Source organism: Pseudomonas sp. NFACC45, assembly GCF_900113505.1.
In the GTDB taxonomy this organism is placed as follows: domain Bacteria; phylum Pseudomonadota; class Gammaproteobacteria; order Pseudomonadales; family Pseudomonadaceae; genus Aquipseudomonas; species Aquipseudomonas tehranensis.
Map to the genome: position 1 here is coordinate 345862 of NZ_FOPO01000004.1, position 20197 is coordinate 366058.

Sequence of the window (20197 nt, forward strand, 5' to 3'; positions counted from 1 at the left end):
ACTGGCCGGAACTGGCGTCGTTCATGGAGCGTATGGAAGCACGTCCAAGCGTGCAGGCCGCCATTGCTGCAGAAGAGGCGACGCAGCCGGTTTAATCACGGATGGCAGAAGCGGGTCGATGCTGGCTTCTGCCTTACTGGATGAAGTCCCTGTGCAGACTATTGAACGCGCCCCAAGCGGCCACGCAGGACGTAGCCGTTCCTGCGCCTAGGCCGATATCGTTTACACCGGTGGCGCCGGCGGCATCCAGTGGCTGATCGATGGCTCGGGCCTGCCGTCCGCGCCGTGGATCAGCTCGTAGTTGAGGGCATATACGTTCCGGTCCAGGCTCACCGTGAGCTTGCCGGCTGCAACGCCTTGCGTTGACACCAGGAGGTCACCCTTAGGTGTGTAGATATCCATGTAGTAGTGGTCCGGCGAGCTGCCGTCGCCAGTATAGGAAAGCACATAGACATACCCCTTGGCCTCCACGTCCAGATCGAGGTACGTCGACGGGTCGCGGGTTTTTATCGTCAGCGGCAGCATCGACGAAGTCTTGTTCTGGAAGTACTTGACCGGATTACCGTGGATGTCGAACGCCTGCACCCGTGCGTTATCGGATTCGAGCACCATCACCACCCCATCCAGGCCAATCGCGATCGCCACCGGCCCCGACACCAGCCCCTCCCGCAAGCCCGCGCCGGAAAACAAGCAGGCGTCGGGGGCCTCCCCCTCCGCGACGGGGACGCTCGACAGCTCGCATCGGAGCAGTTTGCTTCGCCCGGTGCTGATGGCAAACACGTAACCTTGCGGATGCAGGACGAAATCGTCCAGCGGGACATCCGCCGGGAACCGACCATAGCTCTGTCCCGTCCCGGAGTGGAGGGGAGCGCATTTCGATCCGTTGTCGTAGCTCAGCTCCACCTTGCGAAGATGAACGTACGACGGTGCGTCATAGTCGCTGCTGGTTGCAACTGGGTAGCTGTCGAGGAAGAAGTTGCGCGCGGAGCCGTCCGACCGGCTCATCAGGTCGTAGCAAATACCTGATTTACTGCTATAGCCGACGTCGAGCGGCTGGTAAGCCTGCTCCGGCGGTACGAGAAGCGACACGTTCTGCAGCGTGTACATGGGGTCGATGGACCGCGGGTTGGTCGAGATGTTCTCCGGAATGTTCAGGTTGGAGGCCTGCCAGCTGTAGCCGATCGACGCCGGCCCCTGCGCCAGGGTGATGCTCGTCAGACTAATGAGGTCCGAGCTTGACGTACCGAGCGTAACCGTCGGGGGCGGCGCTGCCTTGTCCCACACGTGCGCACCGCCTTGGTAGACCAGCTTCTCCACGTGCTCGTAGACCGAGCTCGTAGTGAGCGGAGGCAGATTGTTTTTGATCTCGAGGCTCGGAATCTCAAGCGTACTGCCGTTCGTGCCCAGCGCAGGCGTCCAGTCGGTGGACCCCTTCCCCGCGACCCATCCATTGTCGGCATAGAAGATCGCGGTCACCTTCAGCTTCCCCCCACCCGGGACACCCTTGAAGCTGATCTGAATGGGAGTGGTGTCCGTCCCCTTCGGCAGCGCAAACTCCTTGGAAGGCACCGTCACTTGGCTGTCGTACGTCACGGTAACCACGTAGTGCGTCGCCTGCATCGGAAAATAATGGTACTGCGAGTCCGGGACGAGTTTTATATCCAGATCGATCGTCCTCGTCACCGTCGACGTGTAAATCGGCGGCGCCTCGAACACCTCGACCGTCGTCTGACTGAGCTGCGCGAAGGTGACAACCGCGTTGGTCGCCTCCAGGGCGATGTCCACGAACGGGATTGCCTCCTCCAGAGCCCCTTGCGCGATCAACTCCAGCAACACCGTCTTCAAGCCCGTCTTCCATAGCAAGGGGGCGATGATGTTGGCCAGCTTGAGGAGGACCTCCTTGATTCCGCCCGTCAATGCATAGTCGAGGATCGCGGCGTCGATCGTCGCCAGGACGGCCAGAATGCCGACGTACACCTTGTTATCCTTCAGGAGGTTGGTGACGAACTCGGTCTTCATGAGGGCCGCGCCCACGGCGAGGGCGATAACCGGAATCGCATACTCGAAGGTTGCCGTCATGAAGATGCCGAGCAGGCAGATGTGCCTGTCGATGTGCCCCGGGCCGAAAACGCCGAGCCCCGCTAGATGGATGTTCACCGCACTGGCCGTATCAGGTACCGGGAACGTCAGCGTCATGTCCGTGACGTCGATGGGGATGCCGGCGATCTCATCAATGGGCCCGACCCGGTCGAGGTATTTCGAAGTGGCGGTGCCGTTGAACATGCTCGGGATCGAAGCCGCCGGCCATGAATCCGGCGGCGCGACGGGGGTGCCGCTGGCATCCAGAAACTCGATGTAGGCCCCCAGGTGCCTGAGCCACTGGTTCTCCACCGTCACGGACATGTTGTTCCCTTCGCATGTCACGCTGGCGGGGTCGACCACGACGCCCTTGCCCGGAGTGAGATTTTTCAATTGCCACTGAGCGTTCTGGTCTCGCTGCTGGGCGCGCGACTCCACGGCTTTGGAGCCCGCCGTCCCCTGGTATTCGCTCGATACGACGCCATCGAGCACTTTCCACAGCGCGCCGCGCAGGTACTCGTCCTGCCTCGAGAGCTGGATCGCCAGGGGCAAGGTGCTCGTCATGGCCATATTCACGCCCTCTTCGAGCTTGGCCGTATAGATGGGCTTTTTGTTGTCGTCGTATACCTTGTCGTTGTTCCAGTCGAGGAGGAGTACCTTTTTTTGCCATCCATCGCCTACGTCGTTGATCGCGTCCACCAGGGTGCCACTATCGTTCTGGATCGCGGCTGTTATGCAGTTCTCCTTGATGTATGCAGGGATGGCACCGCCTTTATCTCCACTCAGGTTCAGGAGGCTCGGATGGTGGAAAAGTATAGCGACCGCTATCTCCATGGGGTCGTTGTAATCGTCCACGTGATCCGGGAAATCGGAGTCCAGGACCAGGGGCTTGAGATCGTCCGACGTGATGCCGTATCTCGCGAGCTTGTAGTGAGCCGAGGCGAACACATCCTTGCCGCGTTTCTTCATCTCTTCGCGCGCGGCGGCTCTGCCGGCCTTGGGGACGTGCAAGTGCATGGCGATGGTGTTGCCAGGCGCCCCGTCACCCGTCCCGGTGGACACGGTGATCAGTGCCGGGCGGTTCGAGGGAACGGGGAGGTCCTCGATGTAATGAGTGACGTGCTCCTGCGGAAGCAGTTTCAAGAACGGCGTGTTCTGGCTCGCGCGTGCGAGGGTCTGCGGCGTATGACGCTTGAGCCGATACCTCCTCAAGTTCGCGTGCAGAAGCACGTCGTCCGGGTTCTTGCAATGCTTCAGGTTGAAGTGCAGCGTGCGTGTCTCGGTCGGTCCGGGCAGCTTGTTCGAACGCTGGTTGGTCGCCCCATCATTCCGTTGATTCATCGCTCTCTTCCTGTGAGTGGTTGTACTGATTGAGCTTGTTTACGCGGGAGCGGGCCGCGCCTCACGGCCCGTAGTGCCAGTCGGTCATGGGCGCATCGTCGGCGTCCCACATCGTGCCGGTGCAAGGCCCGGTCTGGCCGCTCGGGCACGTTGCGCCAGCGGTGTTCGTCGGCTTGTGCGTGACAAGGTACTGGACCTTGTGCTTGTCCTCCCGGCCGCCATGGACGATCAACGTACCGTTGTCCGTGCTGACGGCCGCTCCTGTGAAATTAACCCCACCCACACTCGCACCGGAGAAATTGGCGCCTTGGAGGCAAGCCTTCGCGAATGAGGTCGCGCGCTCCGAATTCACCAGCGACAGCACGGTGCCGGTGAAATTGGCGTTGATCAGGCAGGCGCCGTCGAAGTTGACGCCCGCCGCGTTTTTATCCTTGATGCCAGAGAAATCAGCTGCGACGAGATACGCACCGCTGAAATCCGCCTGCATGATGTTCGCGCCGACCAGCGCCGCGCCGTTGCCGTACAGGTAGCAAAACGGCATCTGGGCGTACGACATGTCTGCCTTGACGAACGTGGCCCCCATCAGGTTCGCCTCGCTCAGGTTGCAACGGAGCAGACCGTCTGACGTCGAGAGGGTGGCGTTGTCAAACGTGGCGTACGCCAGGTCCGCTTGCGCCAGGGCGGCGCCCCCGAGCTCGGCGTAGGACAGATCGGCGTAGCGAAGGCTCGGTTTTTCCACGGCGGAGAACTGCACCCCGGTCAGAACGGCGTACTGTGCGACCAGATGATTGAGCGTCCCATCGAGGATCGCCTTCCCCGGGTTTTTGGGATCAGGCGTCATAAATTTAACGCCGTCCATCTGGGCGTAGCTCCAGATGTAGATGTCGTTATCCTTGTCGTCGAGCGCGTGCGTGAGGATCTTGTTCACGCGGGCATTCGAAAAAATGGTGCGTTTTGTTTTGTCTCGGGTGATGCGGATGGGCTTGGCAAGATCCGAGAGGGTCGCCAGGGCCAGATCGGCGCTTTCCAGATCAGCGCTTTCAAAGTTGCAGTTGTCGAGCACCGCGCCCGTGAAGTCGCACCCTTTCAGGCTGGCCTTGCTAAGGTCGACGTCCTTCAGCGATGCATTGCGAAAGTTCGCGCCATCCAACATGCAACCGGAGAGGTTGCTGCCATCGAGCACTGTGCCCGAGAAATTCGCGATGCCCGAGAACGTGACATTGCTCAGATTGCTGTTCGTCACCCGAGTGCCGGAGAAATCCACGTTGTGCAGGAACAGATACCAGAAATCGGCCTGGTCGTACGATTGCTTGTTCAGCTCCGACGCCCCGGGGAGCAACTGTTGCGTAGTGACAGGCACGGATGGGTTGGCAGAGACCAGGGCGAGTTCAACATCTTTCCAGGTGACCGTATCGGCGAGGATATCGATATCGAGCACGGATATAACCGACCGGCCTCGAATGAGCTCCATCCAGATGGCATTGTCTGCCGGCGGGATGCCATACGGAGCATGGGTCGCCAGAGCAAGCGTCGCGGGTGTGTCCGGAGAGGTGAGTGCGACAAAGAAATCATGACAGTCGCCGCCCGTCATCGGGCTGCCACAGTCCAACCAAACCCCGTCACGTACTGATTGAACCTGAAGCCAGTTGTGGGTGTCCTGGTTGACAGCGTTGTCGGGGGTGAATGTATCTCCCAGATAGAAGGCGAACAAGGTAGAGTCTTTCTCGGTGTCGTCGTCCAATAATTCGCATGCCAGTGAATCACCGTTGCGGTATGCGAACCAGGTATTGGAACCTATCCCCCCATAATTGACGGTTATGGTGAGGTAATAGCAGCCGATGTAAGTTTTCACGGCATTCGGGTCAGTCATAGGGGCTCCCTGGGATTGAATAGCCGATTGATGAGCGCGAAAAAACTGCGATTCCTGGCAAAGATGAACTCACCGCCCCCATCGCGTCAGCCTAAGTACTACTGGGCAAAAGGCTTACGGATAAGCGAATTGCAGCTGCGTCGACTTCTCCAAGGAAACCTCGGCAACTGCAACTCAAACATCTGGACGGCGAGACTGCCCCGCTAGCTGCCGAACGGCGGCATCGGTATATCGGCGGGCTGCAGGCCCAACAGTGTCATGTACTCATAGATGTGCTGATAGCCGGATTGAGACCTGTAGTTTGCGCAGTCGGATTGAGGTTTCCCGCAGAGCCGCAGCTCCATGTTCACGCTGCCCATTCCCCATTGCGTATAGTTCAGGTTGTTATTCACAATCTTGTCTATGCCGGACCAAACCGCGTTCCTCGTGTCTTCATCAATGGGATCATCCTCATACACGGTCAGGGAGTAATCGAGAGACGTTGCGCACCACGCCATCGGAACAATATCCAGGGTGTTGTAGATGCGAAGCGCATTACCGGCCATTTGCTTATTGAAATAACTGGCGAAAAAACCATCTCCCACCGTGGGCGCAGCGAAGGTTTCGCAAAAGAAGTTAAAGCCCGGGAACCTGTCTTTCAGATAAAGCGCGAGCACCGACATGAGCGCACCGCCAAGGCTATGTCCAACCAGACGGATCGTCGCCCCACTTTGCTGCTTCCCAAGAAAATCGCACAGTGTGCCCGTGGCACCGATAGTCGAGGCTGTGGTCAGTATCGCGTTCACACCATCGGCCGTTCCCTGGGCGATACTCGCCGATCCCTGGTAACCCGGAATAACGCTCTGCAACGGCACCATTGGAAAAATATCGAGATCGTCCAACTGATCCTTAAAAGAATACTGGAGTGTCCCACTCGTCACCACGACGATGTCGTTCCCACTTCTCCCGCCGATCAGCACCACGGTGATGTGCGCCGTGTACTCGCCATCCGGTACCAGCGCGGGGCCCCAGGCTACGGCATAGCCGCCACCTACCTTCGAGCCATTGAGACGCGTAAGAATATTGTCTTTGACCTGGCTCGGCGTGGGGTTCTTGATGTTTTCCCAGGACTGCGAATACAACGTCGCGTTATTGACCACGAACGCGTGGGTGAGGCTGATTTGTCTTTGCACAAGTGTGTCTGGGGTAGTCATGACTGCTCCTTGTCTCGAAGAAAGTTTTCAAAGGATCCACGAAAACCTGTGGCAGCCGTCGATCCTTCTTGGGCCTGCAAGACCGAGTGTAGTCGCAGTTTTGGAAGCGGCAACTGTACTGAGCCACCAACATTCCCTTGCTCAGCGCCATGGGCGCCTTGGTGATCCAGACGCTGCATCCATGGAGCGTGGCGGCGGGTGACGATCAGGATGGTTGGCGAGAAGAGACGTTCAACGGGGTCCAGGGTCACGGGCATCCCATGCCCTGGTATTTTCGAACCTTGTCCAGCTGGCTTAACGCGTTGGACAGGGCCGGTTTTCAACTGGCGTGCCTGCAGGAACCGCAACATCCGCAGAGCCCCGCGCCGCAGTCGTTGCTGCTGGTGGCCGAGCGACGGAGCGACCCGCGCACCGCGAAATCCAGAGGGACGTATTGTTGGCCACGACATTCTTGGCCACCTTGCGCATGCTCTGGATCGAGGCCCGCGGATTGCTTCGGTCAATGAACAGGCTGCCGGTCAGCCAATACAGTTGCCCCACCAGGGGCAACCACTTGAGCGATTCCTTCCCGACAATGTCTCGTTATTGGCACGGCTCGTCCCCAGGCGACTGAGGCCGATGCCCGTGCAATTGACAATGAAATCGTGATCTTTGACCAGTTCGATAAACGCCGTAGAGCCGACCTCGGACACCGCAAAACCCGCCTTTGGCGAACGCGAGTGGCGGGTAACCCGCAGGTCTTGTTCCTGCCTGAGGATTTCGTAGACACCCTGCCCGATAAAACCACTGGCGCCTAAAAGCAGTACCTTCTTCACCTGTCAGTCATCCTTTTCCTGGCGCTAAAGCCTCAACCGTAAAACACCCCGAGCGATACACCGTACGGAACTGCATGCCCTGTCTTTGCAGCGTCTTGCGCACGGTCCTCAGGAACATGCCGTGGGAGACCACGACCGTGGTCTCCCCGGTCGTGGTGCACGCGGTATAAAGCTCATCGGCCACCTCCACGGCACGCAGGTGTTCCGATCTTCGGGATGCGGCCCCCAACGAAATACCCATCAGCCACAGCACGCGATGCAAGGCGAACCATTGCCTCAAGCCCATCTTCAACAAAGGCACGCGACCCAGCCGCAGGTCGAATTCCTTCAATCGGTTGTCTTGTCGGATACGTTCGGCATCGAACAGCCGGCAGGCCGTGGCATAGGCTCGATTGATCGGCGATGAAATGATGTTCAGCCCTGGCGTCATCAGCGGCCCGGACAACTCCGCACGGCAAAGGAAGTCGGCAATTTCGGCCTCGTCGATCGACGAAGTCTGGTTGTACTCATCCAGCAGCGCTTTGGCCGAGACAGCACCGCAGCGTCCGTAGTCGATCAGGGGGGTGGCGTGGCGTATCAAATAAATCACAGTAAATAGACACCGGTGACAATGGCATTGCCGACCATGAACAAGAACGGCGTATCCCACGTGTGAGGGGACTTCGCTTCGGTCAGGGTCAGCGCGAGAGGAAAAACGGCGCACAGCAATACGAACTGATGCCCTGCGAAGTAGTCCTTGAACAACACGCAAAACAGCATCGACATCACAAACACGGTGGCCGAGCCTTCCAGGGTCCTAAGGGCCGTTGGACGGCAACGAAAACACATTGAAGTCCGAATCGAATGTGCGCAAACCGCGCTCAACCAGGAACGAGCTGTGGAGAGGGCCCACCAGCTCCGTCACCTGTCCGGGCAACAACCCCGTGTTGTTTATGTACTCGACACAGCTGCACAACAGCTGTTTCAGCATGCTCGCCACCGGCAAGGCCATCAGCGTGGAGAAATACGCATTGCCCACGCCATTGACCGTATCCTGCCGATCGAAATGCACGATGCAGAACGCGACGACCTCGCCCTCTTCATCCCTCCACGCCACCGGCACATTGTGCTCGGTCGCAGAGTAGGTGCAGGCCGTGGTGACCCGCTGCTCAAGTTGTTGCCGGGAGCGCCCCTCGGCCGAAATACGTTCATCCAGCCGTACCAGGGCATCCCAGTCGCACGCCGCCAAGCCCGAGACTCTACTCATCGATTATTCCAACTATGATTCGCTATGATGACTAGGCGGCCAGAGACAAAGCGCTGGTGGTTTCGTCGTCGATTTCGATCCAGAAAGGCACGACACTTTTATTTCGGACGCTGCGCCGTATGTACACCGCATCAGTCTCAACGTGTGACTCAGCACAGACCATCACCACCAATCCTGCCTTAGATCAGCGCCCCGCCTGACATTCATCCCAAACACCACGCATCAGTTCCTTCAGCATCAACGCCTCGCCCCAGCGATCCGTTATATCGCGCCCATCACTCCCCGTGATCGCATAGGGTGGCGGGCCAAGCTCGCAGGTGAAGGACAGGCTCGCGGGGGCGTTCGGTCGCGCCAGCCAATCCTTGATTCCGTAACGCCACCAGCCCAGAAACCGGTCCAACCAGGGGCGATGCTGGGCAAAGGTCAAGGACACCTGGACCTGCTCACTATTAGCGACTCGCCCGTGAAAACCCCAACTGTGTCGTAGGATGGTGTGCATCTGTTCGTCGTCTTCGGCCGTGGCCGAATCAGGCAATTCGCGGCCCACGACGTAGTGGGACAAGTCAGCCAACAACTTGAGGTCGGGCATCTGCGCGAGCAAATCGAGGGTAAACAATAGGTCACTGGTGAGACGATAGCGGTGGGTTTCCAGCAGGATCGGAAAGTCCACCTGCTCGGCCAGACGCTGCCAGCCTTCGATCAGTGTGATCGCCTGTGCCAGCGTGCGCGGCCGGACGTCGGCTTGCAGCGTGAGGTGGTGGCAGCCGTAGCGGGAGGCAACCTCAAGCGCTTGCGCCAAGTCACTCACGGTGCGGGGAAACAGTTGACCTTCGATTTGCAGGCCTTGCGCCTTGGCAGCGGCATGCAGACGTTCGGCCTGTGGCGCGCTCCAGAAATGGTCGGTGATCCCATCGAAGCCAGCAGCGGCAATCTTCTCCACCTGCGCCTCCAGGGAAAGATCGCATTGACCACGGTGATCTTGCATGGCCCACAGGGACTGAAATACCAGGAACTCACGCATGTCAGAACCTTAGTAGATGTTTGAGAGGCACATCGGCGTCGGCCAATGCGTCCACAGAGAGCGGGGTCAAGTTGGCAATCAGCCGTTCACACAACTTGATGTCCTTGGCAACGCTGTTGCCCTGCCCCCAACCGCAGGCGCCTTGCAAACGCTGGTCGGTATCCAGGTAGAACAGCAGCAGACCACCGTCTGCCAGGGTGCGAACGGCCGAAGGTGGCGTCGATGAGATCACGCCCACCGTCTGCAAGCCCCAGTCGTACTGATCAGACCAGAAGCCGGGAACCCCCTCGAATGGCAACTCGCCGCCCAACAGATTCAATGCCGCGTGACGGCCCTGGGTCTCGGCATTGCGCCAGGTCTCCTGGCGCTGGAATAACGCGTCGGCGTGCAGGCGAAACTCACACACATCGCCGGCGGCAAAGATGTCTGGCGCGCTGGTGCGCAACTGGGCATCGACTCGAATTCCCTGGCCCACCTCAAGCCCCGCCGCCGCGGCCAATTCGATGTTGGGTTGCATGCCGATACCGACCACCACCCAGTCACAGGGCAGCACTTGGCCGTCCACCAGTTGCACCGCCTCAGCGCGTTCGATGCCTTGTACCCTTTCAAGCGCTACGTTCAGCCGCACGTCAACGCCCTGTTGCCGATGCAATTCCAACAAGGCCTGGGACACAGCTTCTGGCAATACTCGCCCGGCCAGTCGTGGCCCGGCTTCCAGCAACGTCACCTGACAGCCTAAGGTCCGGGCCGTTGCCGCGACTTCGAGGCCGATAAAGCCACCGCCGATGATCACCAGGCGCATGCCGGGCATCAATGCGCTGCGCAGGGCCAGGGCTTCGTCATGGGTACGCAGGTAAAGCACGTTGGCCAGAGGTTCAGGCACCAGGGACAAGCGACGCGCTCTGCCCCCGGTCGCCAACAGTAATCGGCTGTAGGGCAACCAAAGTCCGTCGGTCAATTGCAGGCGGTGGTGCTGCGGATCCAGGCTTTTTACCGGCTTGCCCGCCAGGTGTTCGATGTTCAGCTCAGTGAGCCGGCTATCGCTCCACAGGCTGCAATCGTCCAGGTCCATCGTGCCCTGCAGCAAGCCCTTGGACAGCGGAGGACGCTCGTACGGCAAATGGAGTTCATCGCCGATCAGGATCAGCCGACCGGTATAACCCTGCTCGCGCAAGGTCAGCGCCGCGCGGCCACCGGCATGGCCGGCGCCGACGATAATCAGTGGAGCATTCATGGCGTGCACTCCTGGCGGTCAAGCCGAAATGGCGAGCAGAACCCGCCCCGCGTCGACCCGTACCGGATAGGTCTTGAGGTTGACGCACACTGGCGCCCCCAGGGCTTTGCCGGTGCGATAGTCAAAGCGCCCGTTGTGCTTGGGGCACTCGATGACGTGGTCCATCACCAGGCCGTCAGCCAGGTGGATCGACTCGTGAGTACACAGGCCAGCAGTGGCAAAAAACTCGTTGTCAGCAGAGCGGTAGATGGCATAGGTGTGCGGACCGTGGTCGAAGCGAATGACGTCTTCTTCATTGATTTCGCCCACGGCGCATACATCGATCCATTGATCGTTCATGGCGTTTTCTCTTGTTCGGGATACAGCCGGAAGGTGTCAGCCCAGGGTGGCTTCAGCCTGTGGATGAGCGTCGGTGGCAGGCCTTGAGCTACCGACGGGGCGTCGCACGAAATACGTCGGGTCCTTGCGCTGCTTCAAGAGGGTCGGAATGATTTCCTTGAAGGCCTCACCTATGTTGGCGTAAGGCGGCGGGCAGTCGTGGCGGATCTCTTCATGGAGTTGCGCCAGGGCGTGGTACGGCACCATCGGGTACATGTGGTGCTCAAGGTGATAATTCATGTTCATGTACAGAAAGCGCAGTACCCGGTTCATATAGATGGTGCGGCAGTTGCTACGGTGGTCCAGCACATCTTCCGCCAGGCCTACATGTTGGGTGAGGCCAAACAGGTAGGACAACCAGCCGCCATACAGGATGGGCAGGCCGATATACATCAGCGGCAACCAGCTGTGCAGGTAAAGCGCCGCGCCAAATGTAACGGCATAAATTACGAGCCAGATACGGGCCGCCAGAAACACCTTGGGCCACTCGGACTCAGGGATGAACGTCTGTTCCTGGGCATCCATTTTGCCAACCGCGTGCCGGCACACGCCCCCCATCGTCTTCAGCAGCAACGGGATCTGGAACAGGCTCAGCAGCATCATGAACAAGCTCGGTGGACGCGGTTCGACGATTTCCGGATCGCGGCCGACGACGATGGTGTCGGTATGGTGCCGGGCATGGCTCCAGCGCCACACATGGGGCTCGAACATGCACATGAAGCTCGCCACCTGGTAGAGCGCATCATTCATCCAGCGGGTCTTGAAGGCGGTGCCGTGACCGGTTTCATGCCAGCGCGGATTGGAGGCGGTGGCGTACAAAACCCCATACGCAAGGAAAAACGGCACACAAGCCCAAGTGCCCCAGAACCAGTAGCCGCCGAAGCCGGTGATCAGCAGGGCCAGCAGCCAGATGGCGGTGTCGAGCAAGGCCGGGCCGTCGCGGCGCTGCATCAGTTGCTTCATACGTTGACGGGAGATGGGCGACTGGTACCAACTGGCCGATACAAGGCCTCTTTCAGCCGCGCGGGCAGCCTCAGGGCCGGTCAGGCGATAGTCCCGAGTAGAGGCGGTGTTGTCTTGAGACATTGTTATTGTTCTCCGCAAGCGTGAGATGTCAGGTGCTTTGCGTAAGAAAATATAGAGAGCGTGGAAGACCCCCTCAAGGGCTTGAATACATTCCCTATCAAGCTATCATCCAGCTCCTGCAGGGCTTGATAGTTTTCTATCAAGACGCTTTGAAGGTTCATCATGAATAACAATAAACGCCCCACCATCGCCACGGTCGCCAAACACGCAGGCTTAAGTGTCGCCACCGTCGACCGCGTGCTCAACGCTCGCGCCCCGGTTAATCCAGCCACTGCCGAACAGGTGCTTCAGGCCGCAGAAGCCGTGGGCTATTTTGCCGCCCGGCTGATCGGCCAACGCATTCTCGAACGTCGCCCCACGTACCGTTTCGGCATCCTGCTGCTGGGCACCGCCCAGGCGTTCTACGCCAACCTGGCCCAAGCCATCACCGAGGCCGCGCAACGCCAGGTCGGGGCCAACCTGACCTGCCAATTCGAATACGTTTTTGATCGCACCCCCAGCGCCATCATCGCCCAGATCGAACAGTTGGCGGTGCAGTGCGACGGCCTGGCGGTGGTCAGCTTCGCCCACCCGCAGATCAACGCCGCCCTTGCCCAGATTCGCGAGGCCGGCGTGCCCGTGGTGGCATTGCTGTCGGGCATTCATGAGGCGGCGGCCGAGCCCTATGTCGGCCAGGACAATCAGATAGTCGGGCGCACGATGGGGTGGCTGCTGGCCCGCACCTGTGGCGCGCGCAAAGGCAGCATCGGCATTCTGCTCGGAGGTCATCGCTTTCTTGGCCACCAGGCGCGGGTCGAAGGCTTGCACAGTTACTTGGCCGAACACGCACCTGGGCTGCGCCCGCTGGAGCCGCTGATCAATCTGGACAACTGCGACATCACCGAAGAAGCAACCCTCGACCTGCTGGTTCGGCATGACGATTTGCGCGGGCTATGCGTGGTAGGCGGCGGTGGCGACGGGATTATCAACGCGTTGGCGCAACTGCCCAAGCGCCCGACGCTGTGCTGCATTTTGCAGGAGTCCACCGAGCTGTCACGCCAAGCCCTGGCCCAGGGTTTGGTCGACGTGGTGATCGACTCTCAGCCGCGCCAGACTGCAACGGCGCTGGTGGATCTACTGGTGGAATTGCAGACTGCGCAGCAGTTCGATCCTGTGCGTCACCGGGTGCATATTCCGCTGCAGATTGTGACATCGGAGAATTCCCAAAGCTGATGGGCTGGCGGCACAACCTTAATGGTTGCAGGCACGCTCATTGTGCTCGGGCAGGTCCAGCAACGTGTTGATACAGGCCCCCCGATGATCACGACCTCAGCCTCGATATCGCCTTCAAGGTCCCGATAGTGCAGGTCGTATTTACGAGTTTTGGTTGGCATACATGCACCTCTTCAGCATGTTATGCCCGAACACAAAATTTCCCAGATCAATACCAAGCACCACCCCGGCGCACTACGCACGAATCGATGCACAATCTGCATAAGCAGTGGAAATTGGTCCAATTATCCACGAACCAATCCTCTTTAATCCCCTGAACCAACCCGACGAACCCTGACTTATTGGCCCCCGCCGCCGCCGCTCCTGAGTAATAGCTAAGCACATAGCGCTAATCCTGAGGTGAACCAATTTCAATTGGCATCGCGCTTGCACTTACCCTTTTGCCTCGATCTCCTGCCTACAGTCAGCTCGGAGCCTTTTTTTATACTCTGGCGCGAGCACCACGATGCAAAGGTTCGACCCTGATACACCCATCGACAACACTTCGAAACTAGCGCTGGACGCCTTGCGGCAGATGGTCGCGCAACATGCGGCCTTCCCGCACCGGCCATTGCCGACCGAGCGGGACCTGGCCGCCGATTTTGGCCTCAGTCGCCGGGCCATCCGGCGAGCGCTGTCGGTGCTGGAAGCCGAAGGGCAGATCTGGCGGCGTCAGGGCAAAGGAACCTTCGTCGGCCCTACTCCACCCAGTGCGGCCATGAGCTTTGCCCGGTTGTCCGGGCGGACTAACTTCAGCGAGGTTATGGAAGCGCGCCTGCATCTGGAGCCGGCACTGGCGTCCCTGGCGGCGGTTCGAGCCAACGGCGACCAGATAGCAATTTTGCGCCGCCTCGCCGAACGCACCAGACACCAACAGGCCGCCGAGCCTGCCGATGCCGAGGGCATTGAGCTGTGGGACAGCGCCCTGCATCGCGGGATCGCCGAGGCCGCAGGTAACCGCCTGATGCTGGATATCTTTGAAATGCTCGATGCAATCCGGCTCGACCCGGTCTGGCGTGACCTGCGTCAGCGGGCTCGCAACGCCGACCGCCTCGACACCTACAGCCACGACCACAACGACATTGTCGACGCTATCGAAAACCGTGATCCGATCAAGGCCGCCACGGCCATGCGTGGCCATTTGCGCGCGCTGCAACAGGCGCTGGACAACGTCATCAATCAAGATCTGGAGGCAAGTTTATGAGCACCACAACTCAGGCCACCGACACGGTATTGAGTGTCAGCAACTTGACCGTGTGCTTTGCAGGTGCACCCGCCAATGTCGTGGACGGCGTCTCGTTCTCGGTCCAGCGCGGCAAGACCCTGGCCATCGTCGGAGAGTCCGGATGTGGTAAAAGCGTTACGTCCATGGCGCTGATGGGCTTGCTGCCCGACACCGCCAAGATCGCCGCCCGTACGTCCGCCCTGCTCGATGAAGCCTTGCTGGGCATGCCCGACGAGCGCTTGCTGGATGTGCGCGGCAACCGCATGGCGATGATTTTCCAGGAGCCCATGACCTCCTTGAACCCGGTCTTCACCATTGGCGAGCAGATCGCCGAAAGCGTGATCCGCCATCAGGGTCTGTCGGCCAAGGACGCCCGTCAGCGCGCCCTGCAAATGCTCGAAAAGGTCCGCGTGCCTGACGCCGCGCAACGCCTGGACGCCTACCCCCATGAACTGTCCGGCGGCATGCGGCAGCGGGCAATGATTGCCATGGCCCTGGCCAACGATCCGGCGCTGATCATTGCCGACGAACCCACCACCGCTCTGGACGTAACCATTCAGGCGCAGATCCTGTCGCTGATCGCCAATCTGCAGGCTGAAACCGGCACGGCCATGATCCTGATCACCCATGATCTGGGCGTGGTCGCCGAAGTCGCTGACGACGTGATGGTGATGTACGCCGGGCGAGTGGTGGAAAGCGGCCCGGTAAAAACCCTGTTCGATGACCCGCAGCACCCGTACACCATCGGCCTGATGGGTTCGATGCCATCGATTGGCCCGCGTGAAGGTCGTCTGGCAACCATCAATGGTCGCGTCCCGACGCCTGCGCAAATGCCCACCGGCTGCCGATTCGCCGGGCGCTGCCCTTTTGTGATTCAGGCATGTCGCGAGGCGCGCCCGCCGCTGCTTGAGCTTTCCCCCGGACATTTCGCCGCGTGCATTCGTGCGCCACTGGAACAGCATACGGGAGCCAGCGCGTGAGCCTTTCTGAACGCCAAATAATTGAGCGTGCAAGCCCTGAGATCATTCTCGAAAGCATCGACCTGAGCAAACACTTCGGGGTGGAAAGCGGCTTGTTCCAGCGCAAGAAGCCACCGGTGCAAGCGGTCAATCAGGTCAATCTGTCGGTGCGCAAAGGGGAGACCCTGGCGCTGGTGGGCGAGTCCGGCTCGGGCAAATCAACCCTCGGCCGCCTGCTGCTCAACCTGCTCAGACCTACGGCGGGCGACGTCATTTATGAAGGCCGTAACCTGGCCAATCTGACCCCGGAAAAGCTGCGCCAGGTGCGGCGTGATTTGCAGATCATCTTTCAGGATCCGTTTGCCTCGCTCAATCCGCGCATGACTGTGGAATCCATCGTCGGTGAGCCTATCTGGCTGCACAGCGATGCCAGCCGCAGCGACCGCCAGGCCAAAGTCGCCGAGTTGCTGCGCACCGTGGGCCTGGCGCCCGAGCACGGCGGCCGCCACCCTCACGAGTTCTCCGGTGGCCAGCGTCAGCGCATCGGCATTGCGAGGGCCCTGGCGTCCGACCCGCGTTTGATTCTGGGTGACGAACCCGTGTCCGCGCTGGACGTTTCGGTGCAGGCGCAAGTCGTCAACCTGCTGGAAGACCTCAAGCATCAATTCGGTCTGACCCTGGTGATTGTCGCCCACGGCCTGGCCGTGATCCGCCACATGAGCGACCGGGTAGCCGTGATGTACTTGGGGGAAATCGTCGAACTGGCGCCGGTCAACGGCCTGTTTGAAACCCCTCTGCACCCTTACACCCAGGCGCTTATGGCCGCCGTGCCGGTCAGCCACCCGGACCTGCGCCGGCCGCGCCCATTGCTGGGCGGCGACATGCCGAGCCCGAGTCGCCCACCATCGTGTTGCCGCTTCCATACCCGCTGCCCGCACGCCCGAGCGCTGTGCAAAGAAGTGGTGCCGGTAATGGAAACCGTCGAGGCCGAGCGTCAGGTGGCGTGCCACTTCTGGCGTGAAATCGCCAATGCCGGTGCAGGCACCCTGATTTTGCCGACACCCAGCGCTGCCTACACCCAGCGCCTGAATCTGTTCAAGAACCATCAATCCCTTGCAGTGGAGAGCCAGCCATGAAAATTGCACGCGTCATGACAGGAACCTTGTTATTGCTGGCCGCCAACGCCGCCTTTGCCGAATCCACCCTGCGCATCGGCATTCAGGACGATCCTGATGGGCTCGACCCGCATCGTTCGCGTACCTATTCGGGCCGTCTGGTCTATACCGCACTGTGCGACAAGCTGGTGGATGTGAACCCGGACCTGACCTACGCCCCACAACTGGCCACTGCCTGGAACTGGAGCGAAGGCGGCAAGACCCTGACCATGACTCTGCGCGAAGGCGTGACTTACCACGACGGCGAAGCGTTCGATGCTGCCTCGGTGAAGTTCAACCTGGACCGTGCTCGCACCCTGCCCGACTCCCTGCGCAAGAGCGAGCTGGCCTCGGTGGACAGCGTTGAAGTGATCGACGCCAAAACCGTTGCCATCAAACTCAAGCAAGCGGACGCCACCCTGGTCTCCCAACTCTCGGACCGCGCCGGAATGATGCTTGCGCCGAAGGCCGCCCAGGGTGAGTTCGCCTCCAAACCGGTGTGCTCCGGCCCTTACAAATTCGTCCAGCGCGTGCAGCAGGATCGCATTGTGCTGGAGCGCTTCGACAACTACTGGAACAAGCAGGCTTATCACTTCGACAAGGTGATTTTCCTGCCGATTCCGGACACCTCGGTGCGTCTGGCCAACCTGCGTTCCGGCGACCTGGACATCATCGAACGGGTTGCTCCCACCGACGTGAAAACCGCCAAGGCGGACAGCAAGCTGGCGATCTATAACACGCCAGGGCTTGGCTACATGCAGTTGATGTTCAACATTAACAACGGCGAAAAGGCCAACTCGCCGATGGGCAAAGACAAGCGCGTGCGCAAGGCATTCGAGCTGTCCATCGACCGTGATGCGATCAACCAGGTGGTGTTCGAAGGCCTGTATGCGCCGAGCGCCCAGCCGTTTCCGAAAAACAGCCCGTACTACGACAAGGATCTGCCGATCCCGACCCGCGATGTGGAAAAGAGCAAGGCCTTGCTGGCCGAAGCAGGCGTGAAGCTGCCACTGGCAGTGGACCTGAAAGTCGCCAACAACCCTATCGCACAACAGGTCGGGCAGATCATTCAGGCCATGGCTGAAGAAGCGGGTTTCAAGGTCAATCTGATTGCCACTGAATACGCCACCATGCTTAGCGAACAGCAAAGCGGCAACTTCCAGATCGGCATGAGCGCCTGGTCGGGCCGTCCTGATCCGGATGGCGACATTCACCAGTTCGTGACCTGCAAGGGCGGCCAGAACGACGGCAAATACTGCAACGCCAAACTCGACGAGCTGTTGAACAAGGCCCGCACTGTCAACGATGTTGCCCAGCGCCAGGCCCTGTACAACGAAGCCCTGCGTTTGCTGGCTGACGAAGTGCCGACCGCGTACCTGTATTTCGATCCGCGAATCATGGCCATGCGTAACAACGTGACTGGTTTCGTGCCAAACCCGGATGGCCTGATTCGTCTGAACAACGTCGCGTTCAAGCCATGACTGTGAATGATCGCCGCAAAAACGAGGGGCCGGTATGCTGATGTTTATCCTGCGACGCCTGCTTAGTGCGATCCCGACACTGATCCTGGTTTCGCTCTTCGTCTTCACCCTGCAGAAACTGTTGCCGGGTGACCCGGTGCTGGCCATGGCCGGTGAAGAGCGCGATCCGGCGGTGATGGAATACCTGCGCGACAAGTATCGACTCAACGACCCGATTCCCGTGCAGTACCTGAACTGGGTCGGCAATGTGCTGACCGGCGACTTCGGCACTTCGCTGCGCACCGAACAACCGGTGACCACACTGTTGGCGTCCAAGTTGCCGGTGACCCTGGAGCTGGCAGTGCTGGCCTTGTTGATCGCACTGCTGATCGGCATTCCCACTGGAATTATCTCGGCCGTACGCAAAGGCACCGTCGTGGATTACGGGGCCAATGTCATCGCGCTGTCGGGGATCTCGATTCCGCACTTCTGGCTGGGGATCCTGCTGATCATGGTCTTCGCCGTGAAACTGCAATGGCTGCCGGCCTCGGGTTTCGTGCCCATGGGCGAGGACTTCGGGCAAAACCTGAAGACCTTGATCCTGCCGGCCTTCGTGCTCGGTGCAGGGTTGTCGGGGATTCTCATGCGCCATACCCGCAGCGCCATGCTTGAAGTGTTGCGCACCGACTACGTGCGCACCGCCCGGGCCAAGGGCCTGCGCCCGCGCACGGTGGTCCTCAAGCATGCCCTGCGCAATGCATTGATGCCTATTGTGACCCTGACAACCCTGCTGTTTGGTGAACTGCTCGGCGGCGCGGTGCTGACCGAGCAAGTCTTCAGCATACCTGGCTTCGGCAAGATGATTGTCGACGCCGTGTTCAATCGTGATTACGCCGTGGTGCAAGGCGTGGTGCTGTGCATCGCAATTGGCTTCCTGCTGCTAAACCTGCTCGCCGATGTGCTGTACCGGATGATTAATCCGCGTCTGAGGACTGCTTCATGACCGCTATTTTCAGCCTCCCTCATAGCGCGATCGCCCCCCGCAGCCGCTCGCCGTTCGTGAAGAAATTCCTCGCCAACAAAGGCGCGGTACTCGGCGCGGCGGTGTTGCTGCTGTTTATCCTGGCGGCCTTGCTGGCGCCCTGGATTGCGCCCCATGACCCACTGAAAGCCAACTTTCTCGCGGTCCGCAAGGCACCATCGATGATCTACTGGATGGGCACTGACGAACTGGGTCGCGATCTGTTTTCCCGTCTGCTCTGGGGCGCACGCAGTTCGTTGCTGGCCGGTGGTGTTTCGGTGGTCATCGCCATGGCCATCGGTGTGCCTTTGGGCCTGTTGGGCGGCTATTTCGGCGGCAAACTCGAAGCGGTGATATCCCGTGTCATGGAAGCGCTGTTGTCCTGCCCGTTTCTGGTATTGGCGATTGCGCTGGGCGCCTTCCTCGGCCCGAGCCTGACCAACGCAATGATCGCTATCGGCCTGTCAGCCATGCCGATCTTTGCCCGACTGACCCGTGGTCAGGTGCTGACCATCAAACACGAAGATTACCTGGAAGGTGCTCGTGCCATTGGCTTGCAGGATCGCTGGATCATCCTGCGCTACGTGCTGCCCAACGTGATGTCGCCATTGGTTGTGCAAGCCACCTTGACCATCGCCTCGGCGATTCTGGCTGAAGCCAGTCTGTCGTTCCTCGGTCTGGGCCAGCAACCGCCCTCGCCTTCCTGGGGATCGATGCTCAACACCGCGAAAAACTTTATGGAGCAGGCACCCTGGATGTCGATTGCGCCTGGCGTGGCGATCTACATCACGGTCCTGTGTTTCAACCTGCTGGGGGATGGTTTGCGTGATGCGCTGGACCCCAAGGGCTAACTTTTTCTGCCAA

General features: G+C 59.9%; 19 protein-coding genes and 1 pseudogene. 8 read left to right on the forward strand and 12 right to left on the reverse strand.

The features are described from left to right. Positions 1-222: 222 nt before the first annotated feature. From BM132_RS09490 to BM132_RS09500, 3 genes are all read right to left on the reverse strand, one after another. Positions 223-3420, reverse strand: a complete 3198-nt coding sequence (locus tag BM132_RS09490; protein ID WP_092454879.1) for an NHL repeat-containing protein — start codon at positions 3418-3420, stop codon at positions 223-225. Between the two features lie 61 nt (positions 3421-3481). Further along, positions 3482-5290, reverse strand: coding sequence for a pentapeptide repeat-containing protein (locus tag BM132_RS09495; RefSeq protein WP_092454881.1), 1809 nt, complete (start codon positions 5288-5290; stop codon positions 3482-3484). 203 nt (positions 5291-5493) lie between these two features. Beyond that, entirely contained in the window at positions 5494-6483 is a 990-nt protein-coding gene (locus tag BM132_RS09500) for a lipase family protein (protein ID WP_092396222.1), read from the reverse strand. A 131-nt stretch (positions 6484-6614) separates the two neighbouring features. Here BM132_RS09500 and BM132_RS28680 point away from each other — a divergent pair. Continuing rightward, positions 6615-6881: pseudogene (locus BM132_RS28680) on the forward strand (class I SAM-dependent methyltransferase); the annotation flags it as partial. On the opposite strand, the gene BM132_RS28900 reads toward BM132_RS28680, so the two are convergent. The 9 genes from BM132_RS28900 to BM132_RS09545 form a co-directional block, all read right to left on the reverse strand. After that, the gene (locus BM132_RS28900; RefSeq protein WP_177218157.1) at positions 6778-7023 is read right to left on the reverse strand and encodes a hypothetical protein; all 246 of its coding nucleotides are present in this window, start codon (positions 7021-7023) and stop codon (positions 6778-6780) included. The pseudogene BM132_RS28680 and the gene BM132_RS28900 overlap by 104 nt on opposite strands. Beyond that, positions 7002-7298, reverse strand: coding sequence for a saccharopine dehydrogenase family protein (locus tag BM132_RS09510; RefSeq protein WP_092454883.1), 297 nt, complete (start codon positions 7296-7298; stop codon positions 7002-7004). Before BM132_RS09510 ends, BM132_RS28900 begins: the two co-directional genes overlap by 22 nt. A 7-nt stretch (positions 7299-7305) precedes the next feature. Continuing rightward, positions 7306-7887, reverse strand: coding sequence for a histidine phosphatase family protein (locus tag BM132_RS09515; protein ID WP_092454885.1), 582 nt, complete (start codon positions 7885-7887; stop codon positions 7306-7308). After that, on the reverse strand, positions 7884-8072 hold the full coding sequence (locus BM132_RS09520; protein WP_143092336.1) for a hypothetical protein: 189 nt from the start codon (positions 8070-8072) through the stop codon (positions 7884-7886). The genes BM132_RS09515 and BM132_RS09520 overlap by 4 nt, the downstream gene beginning before the upstream one ends. A gap of 22 nt (positions 8073-8094) precedes the next feature. Continuing rightward, complete coding sequence (locus BM132_RS09525; RefSeq protein WP_092454889.1) at positions 8095-8544, reverse strand: hypothetical protein; 450 nt, start codon at positions 8542-8544, stop codon at positions 8095-8097. Between the two features lie 184 nt (positions 8545-8728). Then, positions 8729-9565 (reverse strand): sugar phosphate isomerase/epimerase family protein, encoded by an 837-nt coding sequence (locus BM132_RS09530; protein WP_092454892.1) that lies wholly within the window; start codon positions 9563-9565, stop codon positions 8729-8731. Between the two features lies 1 nt (position 9566). Further along, positions 9567-10808 (reverse strand): NAD(P)/FAD-dependent oxidoreductase, encoded by a 1242-nt coding sequence (locus BM132_RS09535; protein WP_092454894.1) that lies wholly within the window; start codon positions 10806-10808, stop codon positions 9567-9569. Positions 10809-10817: 9 nt separating this feature from the next. Next, a complete protein-coding gene (locus BM132_RS09540) occupies positions 10818-11138 on the reverse strand; it encodes a MocE family 2Fe-2S type ferredoxin (RefSeq protein WP_018608132.1) in 321 nt (106 codons plus the stop codon). Positions 11139-11174: 36 nt separating this feature from the next. Further along, on the reverse strand, positions 11175-12263 hold the full coding sequence (locus BM132_RS09545; RefSeq protein WP_092454896.1) for a fatty acid desaturase family protein: 1089 nt from the start codon (positions 12261-12263) through the stop codon (positions 11175-11177). A 162-nt stretch (positions 12264-12425) separates the two neighbouring features. Between BM132_RS09545 and BM132_RS09550 the strand changes: the two genes are divergently transcribed. From BM132_RS09550 to BM132_RS09580, 7 genes are all read left to right on the forward strand, one after another. Next, a complete protein-coding gene (locus BM132_RS09550; RefSeq protein WP_092454898.1) occupies positions 12426-13475 on the forward strand; it encodes a LacI family DNA-binding transcriptional regulator in 1050 nt (349 codons plus the stop codon). A 505-nt stretch (positions 13476-13980) separates the two neighbouring features. Continuing rightward, positions 13981-14718 carry a FadR/GntR family transcriptional regulator gene (locus BM132_RS09555; protein ID WP_092396186.1) on the forward strand — a complete coding sequence of 246 codons (738 nt, stop codon included), beginning with the start codon at positions 13981-13983 and terminating at the stop codon, positions 14716-14718. Then, positions 14715-15719 carry an ABC transporter ATP-binding protein gene (locus BM132_RS09560; protein ID WP_092454900.1) on the forward strand — a complete coding sequence of 335 codons (1005 nt, stop codon included), beginning with the start codon at positions 14715-14717 and terminating at the stop codon, positions 15717-15719. Before BM132_RS09555 ends, BM132_RS09560 begins: the two co-directional genes overlap by 4 nt. Next, complete coding sequence (locus tag BM132_RS09565; RefSeq protein ID WP_092454902.1) at positions 15716-16834, forward strand: ABC transporter ATP-binding protein; 1119 nt, start codon at positions 15716-15718, stop codon at positions 16832-16834. The genes BM132_RS09560 and BM132_RS09565 overlap by 4 nt, the downstream gene beginning before the upstream one ends. Then, positions 16831-18333, forward strand: a complete 1503-nt coding sequence (locus BM132_RS09570) for an ABC transporter substrate-binding protein (protein ID WP_092454904.1) — start codon at positions 16831-16833, stop codon at positions 18331-18333. The genes BM132_RS09565 and BM132_RS09570 overlap by 4 nt, the downstream gene beginning before the upstream one ends. 34 nt (positions 18334-18367) lie before the next feature. Beyond that, positions 18368-19315 (forward strand): ABC transporter permease, encoded by a 948-nt coding sequence (locus tag BM132_RS09575; RefSeq protein WP_092454906.1) that lies wholly within the window; start codon positions 18368-18370, stop codon positions 19313-19315. Beyond that, positions 19312-20184 carry an ABC transporter permease gene (locus BM132_RS09580; RefSeq protein WP_092454908.1) on the forward strand — a complete coding sequence of 291 codons (873 nt, stop codon included), beginning with the start codon at positions 19312-19314 and terminating at the stop codon, positions 20182-20184. Before BM132_RS09575 ends, BM132_RS09580 begins: the two co-directional genes overlap by 4 nt. The last annotated feature ends 13 nt before the right edge of the window (positions 20185-20197 follow it).

Coding starts and splice junctions, on each gene's coding strand:
- BM132_RS09490 (WP_092454879.1), bottom strand. CDS start 3,420: ATGAATCAACGGAATGATGGGGCGACCAACCAGCGTTCGAACAAGCTG.
- BM132_RS09495 (WP_092454881.1), bottom strand. CDS start 5,290: ATGACTGACCCGAATGCCGTGAAAACTTACATCGGCTGCTATTACCTC.
- BM132_RS09500 (WP_092396222.1), bottom strand. CDS start 6,483: ATGACTACCCCAGACACACTTGTGCAAAGACAAATCAGCCTCACCCAC.
- BM132_RS09525 (WP_092454889.1), bottom strand. CDS start 8,544: ATGAGTAGAGTCTCGGGCTTGGCGGCGTGCGACTGGGATGCCCTGGTA.
- BM132_RS09530 (WP_092454892.1), bottom strand. CDS start 9,565: ATGCGTGAGTTCCTGGTATTTCAGTCCCTGTGGGCCATGCAAGATCAC.
- BM132_RS09540 (WP_018608132.1), bottom strand. CDS start 11,138: ATGAACGATCAATGGATCGATGTATGCGCCGTGGGCGAAATCAATGAA.
- BM132_RS09545 (WP_092454896.1), bottom strand. CDS start 12,263: ATGTCTCAAGACAACACCGCCTCTACTCGGGACTATCGCCTGACCGGC.
- BM132_RS09550 (WP_092454898.1), top strand. CDS start 12,426: ATGAATAACAATAAACGCCCCACCATCGCCACGGTCGCCAAACACGCA.
- BM132_RS09555 (WP_092396186.1), top strand. CDS start 13,981: ATGCAAAGGTTCGACCCTGATACACCCATCGACAACACTTCGAAACTA.
- BM132_RS09560 (WP_092454900.1), top strand. CDS start 14,715: ATGAGCACCACAACTCAGGCCACCGACACGGTATTGAGTGTCAGCAAC.
- BM132_RS09570 (WP_092454904.1), top strand. CDS start 16,831: ATGAAAATTGCACGCGTCATGACAGGAACCTTGTTATTGCTGGCCGCC.
- BM132_RS09575 (WP_092454906.1), top strand. CDS start 18,368: ATGCTGATGTTTATCCTGCGACGCCTGCTTAGTGCGATCCCGACACTG.
- BM132_RS09580 (WP_092454908.1), top strand. CDS start 19,312: ATGACCGCTATTTTCAGCCTCCCTCATAGCGCGATCGCCCCCCGCAGC.